Genomic DNA, 16,646 nt, shown 5'->3' with positions numbered 1-16,646 from the left:
GAAGCATTCTTCCAGTTTCACGGGCACCAAGGAGAGTGAGTTCGGTGACAGACCCCGGCAAACCGCCGAGTCGTCATCGCCATCGATCGAGTGCGACACCGAGATTCCGCCTCGCCCGAGTGTGCTGGCCACGAACCGCGTCCGGACTCAGTTCCAGGACAACAGCGATCTGCGGATACGTCATGCCCTCCACTTCTCGCAAGACCCAGGCAGCACGCTGACGCAGTGGCAGGCGATCGAGTTCGGATTCCAGGGCGTCGAGAAATGCTGTGCCGCAGACTTCTTCGCTCGGATCACGCAAACGGGGATCAGCTTCTTCCCGGAGTTCGTCCAGATCGGCGGCGCAGGAGCCGACTTTTCGATAGAAATCCGAGATCTTGCGAGAACAGATCGCGAACAACCAGGTCTTGGCGCTCGAGCGCCGCTGAAACCCCGGAAGTTGGCGCCACGCAGCGACGCAGGTTTCCTGGACGATGTCGTCGACGTCACTCTCGCTCGCGAGCAGTCGACGGGCAAATCGATACAAGTGCGGGCCGTATCGGCGGACGATGACGTCGAAGGCCGCGTGATCGCCGAGCATTGCCGAGTCGACCAGCACCTCGTCACTGAAGTCGGTCAGCAAGCCGTCGAATTGATCTGTCACCGCGCACACTCCTACTAGGGAGCCGTCGCGGGAGTGAGGCCTGGCTATTCTACCGCGTCCACGTCGACGCCCGCGGGAGCGCTCTCAGGCTTCGAGTGCGGAGGCAATGACGGGAAGCCCGATAGGCGCCCCACCGTTGATCAGTTTCTCGAGTAGATCCTGATCGAGGTGCTGCTCGACGAGATCAGCGAGAAGGTCGAGTTGTTGTTCTCGCACCGCGGCAACCGCGGTGTCGGGTGCAGCAACAAAACCGGGAACCGCGAGCTCACGCAGCAGGCTGCGCCGAAAGTCGTCACTTTCCAGGAGACCGTGCCAGTGTGTCCCTCGAACAGGCCCTCGCACACTGCCTTCCGGCATACCGCTCGAGTCCGCCAGCAATGGGAGGTCCCCGTTGCGCACGACGCGTCCGTGATGAATCTCGTACCCGGACACCGAGATACCGTCTGCCGTACCGGTCATCTGCGCCAGCACCTTGTCCGGAGCGAACTCGACATCGAGGTCCAGCAGACCCAGTCCCGCGGTGGTCCCTGATCCTGATTCGACGTCGTCGACGATGGAATTACCCAGCATCTGGTAACCGCCGCAGATTCCCAGGACTGCTTGCCCGCGACCTGCTCGCGCGACGATCTCGTCGGCCAGGCCGGTACTTCGCAACCACTCGAGGTCACTCACGGTGGACTTACTACCGGGGATCACCACGAGGTCCGCGTCGCGAATTCGCGACGGATCGGTCACCCACGAAACTGCCACGCCCGGTTCACATGCCAGTGCCTCGACGTCCGTGGAGTTGGAGATGCGCGGGAGCCGAACCGCAGCAACGGTGAGCCAGGCCGAACCGACGGGTGGGCCCGGGCGCCCTACCGGGGCATTGCCGGTGACGCCAAGCGAATCCTCGGCGTCGAGCCAAAGATCGTCGGCAAACGGGATCACTCCGAGAGTGGGTCGACCGGTGAGGCTGCGCAGTTGTTCCAGTCCGGGTTCCAACAGTGCAACGTCACCGCGGAATTTGTTGATCACAAATCCCGCGATCAATGCCTGGTCGCTGGGCGAGAGCACAGCAACGGTCCCGAACAGATGGGCCAGGACGCCGCCGCGATCGATGTCACCGACGACGACGACCGGAATCCGCGCAGCCTCAGCCAATCCCATGTTGGCAAGATCCGTTGCGCGCAAGTTGATTTCGGCCGGTGAACCGGCGCCTTCACAGATCACGACGTCGAACTCGGATCGAAGCGATTCGAGATCTTCGGCCACGACGGCGCGAAGCCACTGCCGATGCTGCATGTAGTCGCGAGCACCCACTGTGGTCATCGCCTTGCCCCGAACAACCAATTGCGACGTGCGGTCACTTCCAGGCTTGAGCAGCACCGGATTGAATCGAACACTCGGCTCCAGACCGCATGCACGCGCCTGAAGTGCCTGCGCACGGCCGATCTCTCCGCCGTCCAGCGTGACCACGGAGTTGTTCGACATGTTCTGCGCCTTGAACGGCGCCACTCGGACGCCTCGACGCGCCAACATGCGACACAATCCGGCCACAAGAACGCTCTTGCCTGCGTCGGAAGTAGTGCCGGCTACCAGCAGAGCGCCGCGCATCTCCGAACTCAAGGCAGGGTGAGAATCTCTGCACCGGTCTCGGTGACCACCAAGGTGTGCTCGAACTGCGCCGTCCACTTACGGTCCTTGGTGACGACGGTCCAACCGTCCTCCCAGATCTCGTAGTCGATACCACCGAGGTTGATCATCGGTTCGATCGTGAAGACCATGCCCGGTTCGATGATCGTCTCGACCGCGGGCTCGTCGTAGTGCAGGATCACGAGGCCGTTGTGGAAGGTCTCGCCGATTCCGTGTCCGGTGAAGTCCCGGACGACGCCGTACCCGAACCGATGGGCGTAGGACTCGATGACACGTCCGATCACGTTGAGCGCGCGGCCGGGCTTGACGGCTTTGATGGCCCGCATCGTTGCCTCGTGTGTGCGCTCGACGAGCAAGCGGTTCTCTTCGGACACGTCACCGGCGAGGAATGTCGCATTGGTGTCGCCGTGTACCCCGTTGATGTACGCGGTGACGTCGATATTGACGATGTCGCCGTCCTGGATCACAGTCGAGTCGGGGATTCCGTGGCAGATCACCTCGTTGAGAGACGTACAGCACGACTTGGGAAAGCTCTTGTAGCCCAACGTCGACGGGTATGCACCGTGGTCGAGCATGAACTCGTGTGCGATGCGGTCGAGTTCGTCGGTCGTGACACCGGGAGCGACAGCCTTGCCGGCTTCCTGCAGCGCGCCTGCAGCGATCTTGCTGGCGATGCGCATCGCCTCGATCGTTTCCGGCGTCTGAACCCAGGGCTCGTTGCCCTCTTTGGCGGTCGGCTTCCACGCGTACTCGGGCCGCTCGATCTTCGAGGGCACAGCGAGGACGGGAGAGACGGTTCCAGGGACCAATGGGGTACGCACAGACATGCAGAACAGCCTAGACCTCGCGTCGCGCGTCAGCCGGATGCACTCCAGTTCCGGAAAACCGGGTCGACGAGAATTCTGACGGGGGTCGACATCGTCTGTCCGAATTCCTCGAAGAGCACGTCGCGAGATTCGAAGGTGCCCAGATCGCGGTCGACGAATTCGGAGAAGTCCAAGCAATCACACGAAACAGACTTGCCCCAACTGATCGGAGCGCGTCCGATCGCGTCGAACAGTGTCTCCTCGCCGGTGTTCGTGAACGGTTCGAGCGCTGAGACCACCGCAGGTGAAACGATCTCGGAGATGTCCTGCCAGCGTCCGTCGACCAGAAATTCCGGCCACGCCAGCAGCACTGACTTCGGAATCACCGCATGTAGACGCCGAAATCTTGGGTACCAGAACTCCCCACGAAGTACGAGACCGCGAACTCGGGTGGCGATACCTCGGCGGCGAGCCAACGCTTCGACGATAGCCAGTCTCTGACTGCAGGATCCGCGCTCTCGACTCAATGTCACCGAGACGGGTTGCCGGTCGTCGAGGCCGTACACCGGCCGAATATTTGCAGCGACGCTGCGATGCGCCGACACCAGGAACTCCTGCGCCGACTGGATCGCACCTTCTGCAATGTCCTCGTAGAGGCGGGCCACGTCGTCGTGGCCCCAGTCGAGGATCGGAGTTGCGGCCACATCGCCACCCGACGCGTCGTGGCGGATGTCACCTTTGCGGATTCCACCGAGCAGTACGCACGTCATGTCTCAACCGTAGTGCGCGACCGGAATCGGTGGAGCCTGACAGAATCCCAACCGTGAAGAAATGGCTGTTGTTGATCACCGCGATCCTCACCGAGGTGTCTGCGACGCTGTCGTTGCGCGCCGCCCTCGATCACCCGGCTTGGTACATCGTGGTCGTCGGCGGATATCTCGCAGCATTCACCGCCTTGTCGTTCGTCCTGCGGGAGGGCATGGGACTCGGTGTTGCATACGGAATCTGGGGCGCAACCGGAGTTGTCCTGACCGCAGTATTCGCAACTTTCCTTTTCGGAGATCCTCTGACGGCCACCATGGGCATCGGGATTGCACTGGTCATCGGCGGAGTGCTGTGCGTCGAACTCGGCTCTCAGGCTGCCGCCGACAGCGGGCCGGCGGACCCAGCATGACCTTCGTATTTCTGATCGCTGCAATTATTTCCGAGGTCACCGCGACGTTGTCACTACGGATGGCGTCGCAGGACGGCAGCGACAAACGATGGCTCGCGGTTGTCACCGTGGGGTATCTCGCCGCTTTCGCCTTCCTGACCCTCGCGCTCGACGCGGGCCTCACCATCGGCGTCGCCTACGGAATCTGGACCGCATGTGGAGTGGCGTTGACGGCAATCGCATCCCGCATTCTCTTTCGCGAACCGCTGACCAGGCTCATGATGGTCGGGATCGGCCTCATCGCGGCAGGCGTGCTTCTCATCGAACTCGGTGCGAGTCACTGATCGCTACACACATCAGTGTAAGGTTTACCTAACTTTGCTCTGGAGGTAGTCCACGGTGCTGATCCCTGCCCTTCGTGAAATCGCCGACGGTCCACAGCTGGACGACGATTCCCACTTACGGGAATCCGACCGCCACACTCCGATGGCGCGCGCCGTCCCGGCGCCGTTCCAACTCACGACGTACATCGTCGAGACCGACCACATCACCCGGTGGCCAGAGCACGCTCACGTCGAGCACGAACTGATCTGGTCCGACCGCGGTGTCGTCAACATGATCATCGACAATCAACTCTGGACCGTCACGCCCGGCGTCGGCCTGTGGATCCCCCGCGGGGTCCTCCACGAAGGTCAGGCAAATCCCCACGTCGCATTCCGCGCCACGCTCTTCACCCCCGAGCTGTGGACTCCCGCCTGGAACGAACCGTGCATCGTGACACTGAGTGAGGCAGCCCGGGCACTTCTGATACACCTCGCCCACACCGGAATGCCTGCAGAACAACGCCTTCGGGCACAGCAGGTTTGTGTCGATCTCCTCACCCCGGCATCGGCACCTCACTTCGACGTACCGATCCCCCGAGATCCGCGGCTACGGATGCTCGTCGACAAAGTGCTGTCGGATCCCGCCGACGATCGATCACTCGATCAGTGGGCTCACGTTCTCAATCTCAGCCGACGTACGGTCACCCGGATTTTTGCCGCGGAACTCGCCTTGAGCTTTGCGCAGTGGCGCACTCTGGTTCGTATGAGCACGGCCCTCGGCATGCTCGGGACCGGAATGAGTGTGAACGCCGTCAGCCGCCGTGTCGGTTACGGGACGTCGAGTTCCTTCATCGCCGCTTTTCGCAAGACGGTCGGCTACACCCCCGGCAATGCGCTCGCCGCTGTCAACTGACTCGAGCCTGACCTGTTGTCGACATCGGCTGGCCCCTTCGCTACACGCACGCGCCCTACATTCACTTAGGTAAGCCTGCTCTCACGTGCGTACTGCGCTGAGTCGTGCAAGCACTTCCCTGATCAATCCCGAGGAGTTTCGCGTGTTCAGATCTGCCCGTCAGAGAATTCGTCCCCAGCGGAGGCGACGAATCGTTGTTGCGCTCATGCTGGCGGCGGCACTGCCTCTGACCGCCTGCACACAGTCGTCATCGGACGCCCAGGAAAACAATTCATCGGCATCCACCGTCGAGGACGGCGCCTATCCCGTGACGATCAAGCACGCTTTCGGCGGGACCACCATCGACAAGGAGCCGACACGGATCCTCACCCTCGATTCCGCAGCGGCAGACACGGTCATCGCCCTGGGTGTCACTCCGATCGCGATGCAGAAGGACTCTTGGGCCGGCGACGCCGACGGGTTCCTGCCGTGGACCCGCGCCGAACTCGAAAAGTCGGGCCAGACGCTGCCCACGCCTGCGCCGTACTACTCCGACAGCGGCGAGCTACTGTTCGAGCAGATTCTCAATGCCGCGCCTGATCTGATTCTTGCCCCGTACTCGGGCTTCTCCGAGCAGGATTACCAGCGCCTGAGCTCGATCGCCCCGACCCTCCCGTACGACACCAAGCCGTATCAGCCCAGCTCGTGGCAAAACCTCGCCACCGATGTCGGCAAGGCACTCGGGCGTCCCGCTCAGACCGCGGCGCTGATCAAGTCGGTTGAGGAATCGGTCCAGGAATCGAAGGCGAGTCATCCCGAATTCAACGGAGTCACTTTCGCCTTCGGTTCCTACATCCGTGAAGGAGAAACCGAAACCGCCATCTACGGTCCGGACGATCCGCGCGTCCAGTTTGTCGAAAACCTCGGGCTCACAGTCGCTCCCGACGTGGTGAACGGCGCCAAGAACTTTGCCGGCGACTCGTTCCTTTTCGGCATCAGTATGGAAAAGCTCGACACGATCGACACCGACGTGTATCTCGGTTGGGCAAGCGATCAGTCGGAAGTCGACAGCACATTGGCCAACACTCTGTTCTCGCGGTGGCCGGTCATCGCCAACGGCAAGGACCTGTGGATCACCGACAATCGCCTGACTGCGGCGACAATGTACGTCAGCCTTCTGAGTGTTCCGTGGGCGACCGACGAACTCGTGCCACAGTTGACCGAACTGGTCGCAAAATAGCAGCCCGCTCGGTCTGATCAAGCAACTGAAGGCCACTCACCGCGAAGTGTCGCGAAAACCACGGTGTCGGTCCACTCGTTCTTGATCCACGCGTTCTGCCGAAAATGTCCCTCTCGCCTCATACCGATCCGCTGCGCGAGTCGCGCCGAGGATTCGTTTCTCGAATCCATTCGCGCGACCACGCGGCGCAATCGGGGTGTCGCGAACGCGAGGTCGATCAGAGCGGTCACTGCTTCCGTCGCGAATCCTCGGCCGCCGAACTCGGGCGAAAATGCCCACCCGAGTTCGGCGGTGTGCTCGACTTCGGCTGTGCAATCAGATTCTTCGACTCGCCAAGCACTCACGCTTCCGACAACCCGGCCCCCGTACTAGACAACAAGTGCCACCGCGCCCGATGCCAGGTCGCGGCGAGACATTCTGGTCTGCACGGCCTCTCGAGCCTCCGCGAGACTCCAGGGTTCGTTGAGCAAATACCGGCATACGTCGCTGCGCCCGTAGAAGGTGAGAAGATCCCGGTGATCGCCTGGGCGGTAGGTACGGAGCACCAGCCGGTCCGTCCGGATCACACCCGGTGCAGGCCTCATCGCCACACCTACGTCCGCCATATCCATGCCGTCACGGTAGGTTCTTTCGAATTCGTAGGCGAATGAATATCGCAATGTTGTGCAGCGCTCAATGTTTGATTTGCCCTCCGACGGGCTACTTCACCACCGTAAAAGGTCGGGACAGGGAAATATGCCAGGCTATTTCGCGCTTGAAATCTAGGGGCGGTCATGTCCGAGGATTCACTGGTAAAGCAGGGTGTGGCAAAAGGAAGCGCGCTGGGCGGAGCCGTTCTCCTCATCACAGTCGGCGTGCTCGAAATCCTCCAAGGCATCTCGGCGATATCGGAGGACGACGTGACAGTCGTCGGCCCGGAATACACGTACCAATTCGACCTCACTTCGTGGGGATGGATCCACCTCGTACTCGGTGTGCTCGTCACCGCTGTCGGAATCATGCTCTTCACCGGCGCGACGTGGGCACGGGTAGGCGCGATAGTCATCTGTTCTCTGTCGATCCTCGCGAATTTCCTGTGGCTACCCCACTCGCCGTGGTGGTCGATCATCATCATCGCGCTCGACGTATTCGTCATCTGGGCCGTCGCGACCTGGAATCCCGAGGTCATCTGAGGTCACCCGCCGAATCATCTTCGCAGTTCAGCATTTCAACTGTGCGCCAGTAGTTTCCGTCCCGGGAGGACCATCATGGCAAACGGCACGAGCGACGGACCACTCCAGGAGGACGAACGTGCCGAACTAGCCCGGTTGCGCGAAGAGGTAGCAACACTTCGCGAGCAGACTCCCAGCGCCCGCGAAACGACCGTCGAGAAAGTCTCCCGACCACCTCGACATGGGCTGCGGTGGACGGCGGTGACAATCCTGCTGGTGCTGGTCGCACTGCTCGCAGTCTTGTCGGTAACCACCCGCTTCGTACGTAGTCAGATCCTCGACACGGACCGCTACGTCAGCACGGTAGCGCCACTGGGTGAGAATCCAGCCGTGCAAGCGGAGATCACGAATCAAGTCACGGACGAGATCTTCGATCGCGTCGACGTCGAAGGGCTCACCACCGAGGCACTCACAGCATTGACGGACGTGTCGAATCTCGAAGCCAACGCCCCTCGCGTGGACCAGGCGTTGGTGGGTTTGGCACCGGTGATCGCCGGCCAGGCGAAGAGTTTCGTCCACGACACAGTGGCCTCGCTCGTTCGGACGCAGCAGTTCGAAGACCTTTGGATTCAGGCGAACCGAGCGGCGCACAACTCCCTCGTCGCCGTCATGACCGGAAACTACGGACCCGACTCGGTCGAGGTCGACCAGAGCGGAACGGTCAGCATTTCACTGAGCACGATCATCGACCGGGTGAAAACGGCGCTGACCGACCGCGGCTTCGCTTTCGCAGACAAAATCCCGTCCGTGGACAAGGAGTTTGTTCTCTTCCAGTCCCCCGAGCTGGTGAAGGCGCAGCGAGCCGTCTCGGCACTCGACAAGGTCTCGGCGGTGCTGCCGTGGTTGGGAATCGCTTGCGCAGCAGCCGCTGTCGCCGTTGCGCCAACCGGTCGCAGGCTTCGTACGCTGTCCCTGGTCGGTCTGTCGATTGCGTTGGGAATGCTTGTTCTTGCGATCGGAATTCTGATCGGACGTGCAATCTACCTCGACAGTGTCCCTACCGATATCCTCTCGCCAGACGCCGCCACCGCTGTCATCGACACAGTTCTGGTTCCGCTTCGGACGAGCCTTCGCGCGGTTGCGCTCCTCGGTGTGGTGGTGGGGCTCGGCGCCTACCTGATCGGTGGGTCGTCGTCGGCGATCGCCGTTCGTCGAGGCTACGGGCAGGCGTTGGACTTCGTCCGGCATTCTGCAAGCGGCCGAACGCCGAATCAGGTGGAGCGGTGGGCCAATCAGCTTCGTATCCCACTGCGCTGTGCCATCATCGGCATCGCCGCACTGTTGCTGCTCTTCTGGCGCTACCCCACCGGATTGGTCGTTGGTTGGATCGTCGTCATTGCGCTCGTTGCTCTCGTCGCACTGGAAGTATTGGTTCGTCCCGCACGCGCCGCCGCGCAGGACGCCGCGCCTGACGACGGCGGAACCGACGACGCCAGGCCCGGGGCAGAAGATACGAAAACTACGCCAGCGCCTTTGCCTTGATGGCCTGGAATTCCTCTTCGTTGATCGCGCCTGAGTCGAGAAGCTCTCTGGCGTCGGCGATCTGCTGAGTCGGCGATTTCCCGGCGACCTTTCGAATGTAATCACTCTGCGCGTGTATGTGCTGTTGAGCGGCTTCCATCGACCGCCTCGTCATTCCGTCATTCTTGACGACCACGTAGATCATCGCGGACAGGAATGGAATGACGAAGAGGAATATCATCCACAACGCCTTGGCCCAGCCTGAAGTCTCGTGATCACGGAACAAGTCGGTGATGATCGAGAACAACACGCTCAAGTACGCCACAAAGGCAAAGCAGACGAAGATGAACCAGAAGAATTCCCAGAAGCCTTCCATGTCAACGCTCCCTGTACTCGGTTTTACACATCAGGAGTTCGGGAGGCTGACGTTCCGCGCCTGAGCTCCTGCATTCGGCCAGAACTCCCTGGTCCAAGGTCATTTCAGTATGCGCCGACGATCCCCGTTCCGGCTACAGCTCGAGAGAGTTCAGACTCGCCGACCGCTCATCCATTATCGGAATCACGATTCTCCGATCCGAGATCTCTTGTCTGGCCGCCTTTTCGACCAGAAGAGGCACGAAGTCGCGGATCCGACATCCCGCAAAACGCTGGTGAATTGTTCGCACTCTGTTTTCGATCTCCGGTGGAGGAACGGCGGGATAGCGGGAAATCAGGCGAGTGATCACCCGCTCGACGTGGAGCAACTCTTCGTCGCCAGTCATCCATTAATGGTCGTCCGTCCAGCCGAGCACGTCAAGACTCGGAAAGGGTTCGAAAACAACACGATTCGGGTCTCGATTGCGAAGAGAATAGGTTCACCGAATATGGGGCATACACATAAGGGCGGACGGTTCCCCGCGCGCTCGCGTTGCGCTCATGATGCCAGGGAGTGGAAGTGGGAAAGAACGCTCGGATTCTTCACGACGACACCCCGTCGACCCTTACCGACGACGCGCCGCCCGTGGCAGAAAAGCCGATGAAGAACAAGGTGTACCGCCGCAAACTCAAGCCGTTGCACGGCGAACTCGTGGCTTTGCAGGAGTGGGTCAAATCGTCTGGAGCCAAGGTCTGCATCGTATTCGAAGGTCGAGATACCGCGGGGAAGGGCGGTGTCATCAAAGCCATCACCGAGCGAGTGAGTCCGCGAGTGTTCCGGGTCGTTGCGTTACCCGCCCCGACCGAGCGAGAGCATTCGCAGATGTACGTCCAGCGCTACGTCCCGCATCTTCCGGCTGCCGGTGAGATCGTCATCTTCGACCGAAGTTGGTACAACCGTGCCGGTGTAGAACGAGTAATGGGCTTTTGCACCGAAGAACAAGCACATCAATTTCTCCAGCTCATTCCGACCGTCGAACGCGCGATCGTCGAATCGGGAGTCATTCTGCTCAAGTACTGGCTCGAGGTCAGCGAAGAACAGCAGCTCTTACGTCTGCAGAGCCGGATCGACGACCCTCGAAAGATCTGGAAGCTGTCGAATCTCGATCTGAAGTCGTTCAGTCATTGGTACGACTACTCGCGTGCCCGCGACGAGATGTTTCGCTTCACCGACACCGGCTGGGCGCCATGGTATGTCGCAAACAACAATGACAAGAAACGCGGACGACTCAACATCATCAGCCACATTCTGAGTCAGATCCCCTACGAGCCCGTGCAATCCACGGACATCACCCTGCCGAAACGGCAGAAGGCTCACGGCTACCAGACGCCCAAACAACCGCTGCACTGGATTCCGACCCGGTATTGACGATCGCCAAGGAAAGGATGTGCGGTCATGAGCCCCACGCCGTGGCATGCGCAGAGTGGCGAATCAGTCGTGTCCGTACTGCAGTCGGACCCGGAGCGCGGACTGCAGTCGGATGAGGCCGACCAACGGCGACGACGCTACGGGTCGAACGAAATCACCTCGACGCCACCGCCGTCGACGTGGTCGATCGCGCTGTTGCAGCTGAAAGATCCGATGAACTTGATGCTCGTCGCCGTGGCCGCGGTCAGCATCGCCATCGGTGAAGTGCCGACAGCAATCGTGGTGGCGGTGCTCGTCGTGCTCAACATCGTCCTCGGAACTCGACAGGAGTTGAAGGCACGGGCCAGCGTCGACGCCCTCGCCAAGATGCAGACGCCCCAAGCACGGGTCATTCGTGACGGGAACCTGATTCAACTCGACGCTACCGAACTGGTGCCGGGTGACATCGTCCAAGTCGAGGCAGGAGACATCATCGCTGCCGACGGACGGTTGCTCGCCACCACCACCCTGGAGACGCAGGAAGCCGCATTGACCGGGGAAAGCGCGCCGATACCGAAGGACCCGAATACGCTGAACAACGCGGATATTCCGCTCGGAGACCGCAGCAATCTGGTCTTCCAGAACACCTCGGTCACCCGCGGCACGGCGACCATGGTGGTCACCGAGACCGGGATGCAGACGCAGATAGGCCAGATCGCGTCGATGTTGTCGGCGGTCGCCCCTGGCAAGTCGCCACTTCAACGTGAATTGGACTCTCTCACCAAACTTCTCGGAATCATCGCGTGGACGGCAGTGATCGTCATCGTCGTCATCGGGCTCCTTCGTGGGCAGGACCTGACTACGCTTCTGCTCCTTGGTATCGCAATGGGAGTGTCCGCGATTCCGACCGGCCTGCCAACATTCGTCCAGGCGATGCTGGCCTACGGTGCCCGTCAACTGGCCGACGCCAAGGCCGTCGTGAAGAACCTGACCGACGTCGAAACACTCGGCGCGACCAGTGCAATCAACTCGGACAAGACCGGCACGCTGACCATGAACCAGATGACCGTCCGATCGCTGTACGTCCACGGCCGTTGGTACACGGTCGACGGCGAAGGCTACGCCAAAGCGGGAAGGATCACGCAGGTTGCCGGCGAGGCACCACCCGACTTCACCCTTCTCGCATACGGACTGTGTCTCGACAGCGATGCAACGGTTTCCGATTCCGGGGAAGTTGTCGGCGACCCGACCGAGGCCGCGCTCGTGGTGCTCGCGGCAAAGATCGGTGCCGACGCCCCACTCACCAGACGGACCTACCCGCGGGTGGCGACGGTTCCGTTCGATTCCGCGTACAAGTTCATGGCCACGTACCACCACCTCGAAGTCGACGGCGTAAGTCAGTTCGTCGGATTGGTCAAAGGCGGACCCGATGTCGTCCTCACTCGGTGTTCTTCGGCCTTTCTCCCCGGCCGTCGGCAGGTCCCGATCGAGGAAGTCCGAGACGAACTCACGGCAGCAAATCAGTCCATGTCCGAAAAGGGTCTTCGGGTGCTGGCATTCGCGGTCAGACGCCTCGACGGACGGGAAGACGCTGTCGTGGCCGACCCCATGTCCTTTGTCGAGGACCTGACGTTTGTCGGTATGGCAGGCATCATCGACCCGCTGCGTCCGGAGGCGGTCGATTCGGTGCGCACCGCACACCGGGCCGGCATCGAGGTCCGCATGATCACCGGCGACCATGCCATCACCGCCGCAGCGATCGGTGCCGAACTCGGACTCGGCCCGGGCTCGGTGGGCGGAGGCGAGTTGCAAGCGATGACCGATGAAGAACTGTCGACCGCGTTGCCGAACCTGCACGTGTTCGGCCGCGTCACTCCGCAGGACAAACTTCGCTTGGTCGATGTCATGCAGAGCGGTGGCGCCGTCGTCGCGATGACCGGAGACGCGGTCAACGACGCCGCCGCGTTGAAGAAGGCAGACATCGGCGTCGCCATGGGCTCGGGCAGTGAGGTGACCAAACAGGCGGGCAAGATGGTGCTCACCGACGACAACTTCGGCACCCTCATCACCGCGATCACTCTGGGCCGCAACATCTACGGGAAAATCGTCTCATACATCCGGTACCAGATGTCGAAACTCTTCTCCTTGGTTCTCCTCTTCCTCGCTGCGAGCATCTTCAACATCAACGAGGGTGTGGCACTGACGCCACTGATGGTGCTGTTCCAGCACTTCTTCATCACACTGTTCCCCGTCGCCGTGATCATGCTCGACCCGCCGCCACCGGATCTGATGAACAAGCCTCCGCGCGATCCCAAGATGCCGATCGCACATCGAAGCGCAGTCGCTCAGTGGCTCGCGTACGGTGTCCTGCAATTTGCCGTGACACTCGCGGCGATGCTTCTCGCACCCGGTGAAATGAGTACTTCCGAGGCGAATGTTCCCATGACCACAGCATTCGTAGTGCTCTCTCTCGGTTCGATTCTCGCGGGGCTTACCATGCGGCGTGATCCCGAGTCCGGCGTGGTTCCACCGGTTCTCGGTGCCATCAAGATCTTGACGATCCCCACGGTCGTGACCGTATTCGCCGTCGAGGCGGGCGTCCTCCAGGACCTCCTCATGACAACCTCACTGACCGGCGCCCAGTGGCTCGCCTGCCTGGGTTGGTCGCTGATCATCCCGGTTGTCGTCGAGTTGGACAAGGCAATTCGACGCCGCCGCCTCGCACAGGCACCTGCGCCCCTCCCTGCGACCACCGCGGTTGCCCCCGAGCGCGCCCGTTCGCTCCACTGAGGGAGGACAATCAAACGATGATGTGGGCGGAGAGTCTAGGTCGGCTACCGGGCGTCGCGACTGCCCGTGGGTATCGCCGCGAGTGGTTGCGAACAGACGTCACTGCCGGACTCGTCTTGACTGCCCTGCTCATCCCGGCAGGCATGGGCTACGCCGAGGCCGCCGGGTTGCCTGCGTACGCCGGGCTGTACGCCACCATCGTGCCTTTGCTCGCGTACGCGGTAGTCGGGCCCTCGAAAATCCTTGTACTCGGACCTGATTCGTCACTGGCGCCGCTGATTGCCGCCGCGGTCATACCGCTGGCAGTGGTCGGCGATTCGGAGAATGCGCTTGCACTAGCCGGTGTTCTCGCCATTCTTGTCGGACTCATCCTCGTGATCGGCGGATTCCTTCGTCTCGGCTTCGTGACCGAACTCCTCTCGAAACCGATCCGTCTCGGATACCTCAATGCCATTGCACTCGTCGTCGTAGTTGGTCAGATTCCCAAGCTGCTCGGATTCTCCGTCGACGCGTCCGGTCTACTCGGTGAAATCGGCGGGATCTCAAAGGCCCTGGTGGGTGGCGACGTCGACCCCCTCGCTGCCGCCATCGGTGTCGGTTCGCTAGTCGTCATAGTCGCCTTCCGGCTCTGGGTACCTGTTGTTCCCGGCGTTCTGGTGGCCGTTGTCGCGGCCATAGTCTTGTCCGCTGCCGCCGGTCTCACCGATGACATCGGCATGGTCGGCGCACTGCCGGAAGGACTCCCCCTCCCTTCCGTCGGTGGAGTCACCTGGCAGGACGTCGGCCATCTGATCGGGCCCGCCGCCGGTATCGCATTGATTGCCTTCGCCGACACCGGCGTTCTCTCGCGCACCTTCGCCGCCCGCCACGGCGAGGACGTGAACGGCAGTACCGAAATGAAGGCGATCGGTGTCGCGAACGTGGCCGGCGGGCTGTTCGGCGGGTTTCCGATCTCGGCGAGCGGGTCACGAACTCCGGTAGCCGAACAGAGTGGGGCGCACACACAATTGGCCGGCGTCGTCGGGGCGCTCGCGGTCCTGGTGTTCGTCCTCGTCGCTCCCGGACTCACGGCATATCTGCCCGATGCAACACTGGCCGCCGTCGTCATCGTCGCCGCGTGTGCACTGATCGACGTGGGCGGCATGGTCCGCATGTGGCGCATGAGCACCGTGGAATTCGGCCTCGCCGTCGCGGCGTTTCTGGGCGTCGCCCTGGTCGGTGTGCTACAAGGCATCCTTGTAGCGATCGGACTGTCCTTCGCAGCGGTCATCGCGCAGGTATGGCAGCCACATCGAACCGAACTCGTCGAGACGGGCGAACCCGCCGGATTCCACGACATCGAACGCCATCCAGATGGGCATCGCATCCCCGGCCTGGTGTTGGTGAGGTTTGACGCGCCACTGTTTTTCGCGAACGGCGAGATCTTCGACGAGTACGTTCGCTCCGTCGTCGCCAAGGCGCCAGATCCGGTCGACTGGGTGGTTATAGCCGCCGAACCGATCACCGGACTCGATACAACGGCAGTCGACGAACTCGTCGATCTGGATACATTCCTCGAAGGCAAAGGAATTCGGTTGGCATTCGCAGAGATGAAAGGTCCGATCAAGGATCGACTCATCCGATTCGGAGTCGGGGATCGATTCGATTCGACGCACTTCTACCCGACCGTCGAAGCCGCCGTGAACGCATTCCGCACCCGAACCGACGACTGACAAACGCCAGGCAGTCGGGAGCCGTGGCTGCATTGGGTACCGTTTGGTATGGGATTCACGACGGACAATGTTCCGGCACGCCGTATCGCTCAGGTCGCCGGCGTGGGCGGTATCGCCGTCGGCGTTGTCGCGCTGATCGCGTTGTACTCCACCAAGCCGATCAACCCGTTGATCGCCGTGGCCTCCTTCGTCCCGATACTGCTTGCGGTCACACTCGCAGCGTCCCTGATATGCCTGGTCTTTCGCCGCTGGATCCTGCTGGCGATCTCGGTGGTACTGATTGCGGTGGGCGCGTCGGTGATCAGTCCACTGTATGTGGCAAACAGTTCCGAAATCGACGGGCCGACTCTGCGCGTAATGCAAGCAAACCTTCTCTTCGGGCAGGCAGATCCCGCCAGTTTGACTGCGACGGTGCGCGAGAAGGCAGTCGACGTCCTGACGGTTCAGGAACTGACCACATCACTCGAAGGCTCTCTCAGAGATCAAGGACTCGAGCAACTGCTGCCGCATCACTACTTGGTACCGGACGAGGCCGGCGGGGGTGGCGCCGGTATTTACAGCCGTTATCCGCTGACGGAAACTCGGGAATTGAACGGATTCGGACCGACCAATCTTATTGCCGAAGTGGGCTTCTCAACTTCGTTCACCCTTCTGGCGGTTCACCCCGGACCGGCGTACGTGACCCCGCCCGACGTGTGGACTGCCGAGCTGAGCACTTTGCGAAACGCGCTCGACGCTGCTGCCGCCGAGGAAACCGTCATCGTCAGTGGCGACTTCAACACCACATTCACGCACAAGCAATTCCGTGACCTCCTCGATGTCGGCTACTCCGATGCCGCAGACCAATTGGGAGTAGGCATCGTGCGCACCTATCCGGCGGACAAGAAATTTCCCGCGATCGTCGGCATCGACCATGTACTTCTGCGGGGCGGTCAGGCGAAGTCACTCGAGCGGATCGAGATCGAAGGTTCCGATCACTTCGGCTTGATCGTCGACGTGGCGATCCCCAACTAGTCGG

17 protein-coding genes and 1 pseudogene are annotated in these 16,646 nt (G+C 61.5%); 10 read left to right on the top strand and 8 right to left on the bottom strand.

The annotated features are described in order from the left end of the window. Nucleotides 1-73: 73 nt before the first annotated feature. From A0W34_RS12345 to A0W34_RS12330, 4 genes are all read right to left on the bottom strand, one after another. Nucleotides 74-643 carry an RNA polymerase sigma factor gene (locus tag A0W34_RS12345; protein ID WP_081557742.1) on the bottom strand — a complete coding sequence of 190 codons (570 nt, stop codon included), beginning with the start codon at nt 641-643 and terminating at the stop codon, nt 74-76. Nucleotides 644-727: 84 nt separating this feature from the next. After that, the gene (locus A0W34_RS12340) at nt 728-2,239 is read right to left on the bottom strand and encodes a cobyric acid synthase (protein WP_064688757.1); all 1,512 of its coding nucleotides are present in this window, start codon (nt 2,237-2,239) and stop codon (nt 728-730) included. A gap of 8 nt (nt 2,240-2,247) precedes the next feature. After that, nucleotides 2,248-3,105: a type I methionyl aminopeptidase gene (gene map / locus A0W34_RS12335; protein WP_007734970.1), complete on the bottom strand. Its 858-nt coding sequence runs from the start codon at nt 3,103-3,105 to the stop codon at nt 2,248-2,250. Between the two features lie 29 nt (nt 3,106-3,134). After that, entirely contained in the window at nt 3,135-3,854 is a 720-nt protein-coding gene (locus A0W34_RS12330) for a transglutaminase domain-containing protein (protein ID WP_007734968.1), read from the bottom strand. Between the two features lie 53 nt (nt 3,855-3,907). Here A0W34_RS12330 and A0W34_RS12325 point away from each other — a divergent pair, with 53 nt between their 5' ends. The 4 genes from A0W34_RS12325 (at nt 3,908) to A0W34_RS12310 (ending at nt 6,692) form a co-directional block, all read left to right on the top strand. After that, nucleotides 3,908-4,258: a DMT family transporter gene (locus tag A0W34_RS12325; RefSeq protein WP_064073692.1), complete on the top strand. Its 351-nt coding sequence runs from the start codon at nt 3,908-3,910 to the stop codon at nt 4,256-4,258. Continuing rightward, complete coding sequence (locus A0W34_RS12320; protein ID WP_003942819.1) at nt 4,255-4,581, top strand: DMT family transporter; 327 nt, start codon at nt 4,255-4,257, stop codon at nt 4,579-4,581. The genes A0W34_RS12325 and A0W34_RS12320 overlap by 4 nt, the downstream gene beginning before the upstream one ends. A gap of 55 nt (nt 4,582-4,636) precedes the next feature. Then, nucleotides 4,637-5,473 (top strand): helix-turn-helix transcriptional regulator, encoded by an 837-nt coding sequence (locus tag A0W34_RS12315; protein WP_030535637.1) that lies wholly within the window; start codon nt 4,637-4,639, stop codon nt 5,471-5,473. A 142-nt stretch (nt 5,474-5,615) separates the two neighbouring features. Continuing rightward, complete coding sequence (locus A0W34_RS12310) at nt 5,616-6,692, top strand: iron-siderophore ABC transporter substrate-binding protein (protein ID WP_232330027.1); 1,077 nt, start codon at nt 5,616-5,618, stop codon at nt 6,690-6,692. Nucleotides 6,693-6,709: 17 nt separating this feature from the next. On the opposite strand, the pseudogene A0W34_RS33440 reads toward A0W34_RS12310, so the two are convergent. Both A0W34_RS33440 and A0W34_RS33435 read right to left on the bottom strand, forming a co-directional pair. Further along, nucleotides 6,710-7,048: pseudogene (locus tag A0W34_RS33440) on the bottom strand (GNAT family N-acetyltransferase); the annotation flags it as partial. 12 nt (nt 7,049-7,060) lie between these two features. Then, entirely contained in the window at nt 7,061-7,303 is a 243-nt protein-coding gene (locus tag A0W34_RS33435; RefSeq protein ID WP_232330025.1) for a GNAT family N-acetyltransferase, read from the bottom strand. A 162-nt stretch (nt 7,304-7,465) separates the two neighbouring features. Between A0W34_RS33435 and A0W34_RS12300 the strand changes: the two genes are divergently transcribed. Both A0W34_RS12300 and A0W34_RS12295 read left to right on the top strand, forming a co-directional pair. Continuing rightward, a complete protein-coding gene (locus A0W34_RS12300; RefSeq protein WP_007734954.1) occupies nt 7,466-7,864 on the top strand; it encodes a DUF7144 family membrane protein in 399 nt (132 codons plus the stop codon). Between the two features lie 75 nt (nt 7,865-7,939). Then, entirely contained in the window at nt 7,940-9,385 is a 1,446-nt protein-coding gene (locus A0W34_RS12295; RefSeq protein WP_081557740.1) for a hypothetical protein, read from the top strand. Here A0W34_RS12295 and A0W34_RS12290 read toward each other — a convergent pair. Together A0W34_RS12290 and A0W34_RS33430 are read right to left on the bottom strand one after the other, a co-directional pair. Then, nucleotides 9,363-9,740, bottom strand: coding sequence for an SHOCT domain-containing protein (locus A0W34_RS12290; protein WP_003942794.1), 378 nt, complete (start codon nt 9,738-9,740; stop codon nt 9,363-9,365). The two genes, A0W34_RS12295 and A0W34_RS12290, sit on opposite strands and share 23 nt — an antisense overlap. 133 nt (nt 9,741-9,873) lie before the next feature. Continuing rightward, nucleotides 9,874-10,125: a three-helix bundle dimerization domain-containing protein gene (locus tag A0W34_RS33430; RefSeq protein ID WP_007734945.1), complete on the bottom strand. Its 252-nt coding sequence runs from the start codon at nt 10,123-10,125 to the stop codon at nt 9,874-9,876. Between the two features lie 191 nt (nt 10,126-10,316). Between A0W34_RS33430 and ppk2 the strand changes: the two genes are divergently transcribed. Genes ppk2 through A0W34_RS12265 form a run of 4 tightly spaced genes read left to right on the top strand, consistent with a single transcriptional unit; the run spans nt 10,317 to nt 16,642 of the window. Continuing rightward, nucleotides 10,317-11,147 carry a polyphosphate kinase 2 gene (gene ppk2, locus A0W34_RS12280; protein WP_228402274.1) on the top strand — a complete coding sequence of 277 codons (831 nt, stop codon included), beginning with the start codon at nt 10,317-10,319 and terminating at the stop codon, nt 11,145-11,147. Between the two features lie 27 nt (nt 11,148-11,174). After that, on the top strand, nt 11,175-13,916 hold the full coding sequence (locus A0W34_RS12275; RefSeq protein WP_081557739.1) for a cation-translocating P-type ATPase: 2,742 nt from the start codon (nt 11,175-11,177) through the stop codon (nt 13,914-13,916). A 17-nt stretch (nt 13,917-13,933) separates the two neighbouring features. Next, a complete protein-coding gene (locus A0W34_RS12270) occupies nt 13,934-15,628 on the top strand; it encodes a SulP family inorganic anion transporter (RefSeq protein WP_050656482.1) in 1,695 nt (564 codons plus the stop codon). Nucleotides 15,629-15,676: 48 nt separating this feature from the next. Beyond that, on the top strand, nt 15,677-16,642 hold the full coding sequence (locus A0W34_RS12265) for an endonuclease/exonuclease/phosphatase family protein (protein ID WP_081557738.1): 966 nt from the start codon (nt 15,677-15,679) through the stop codon (nt 16,640-16,642). Nucleotides 16,643-16,646: the final 4 nt, after the last annotated feature.

The sequence above is a fragment of the Rhodococcus sp. BH4 genome (assembly GCF_002079265.1).
GTDB lineage: Bacteria > Actinomycetota > Actinomycetes > Mycobacteriales > Mycobacteriaceae > Rhodococcus_F > Rhodococcus_F qingshengii.
This window is presented reverse-complemented; position numbering and strand designations above follow the sequence as displayed.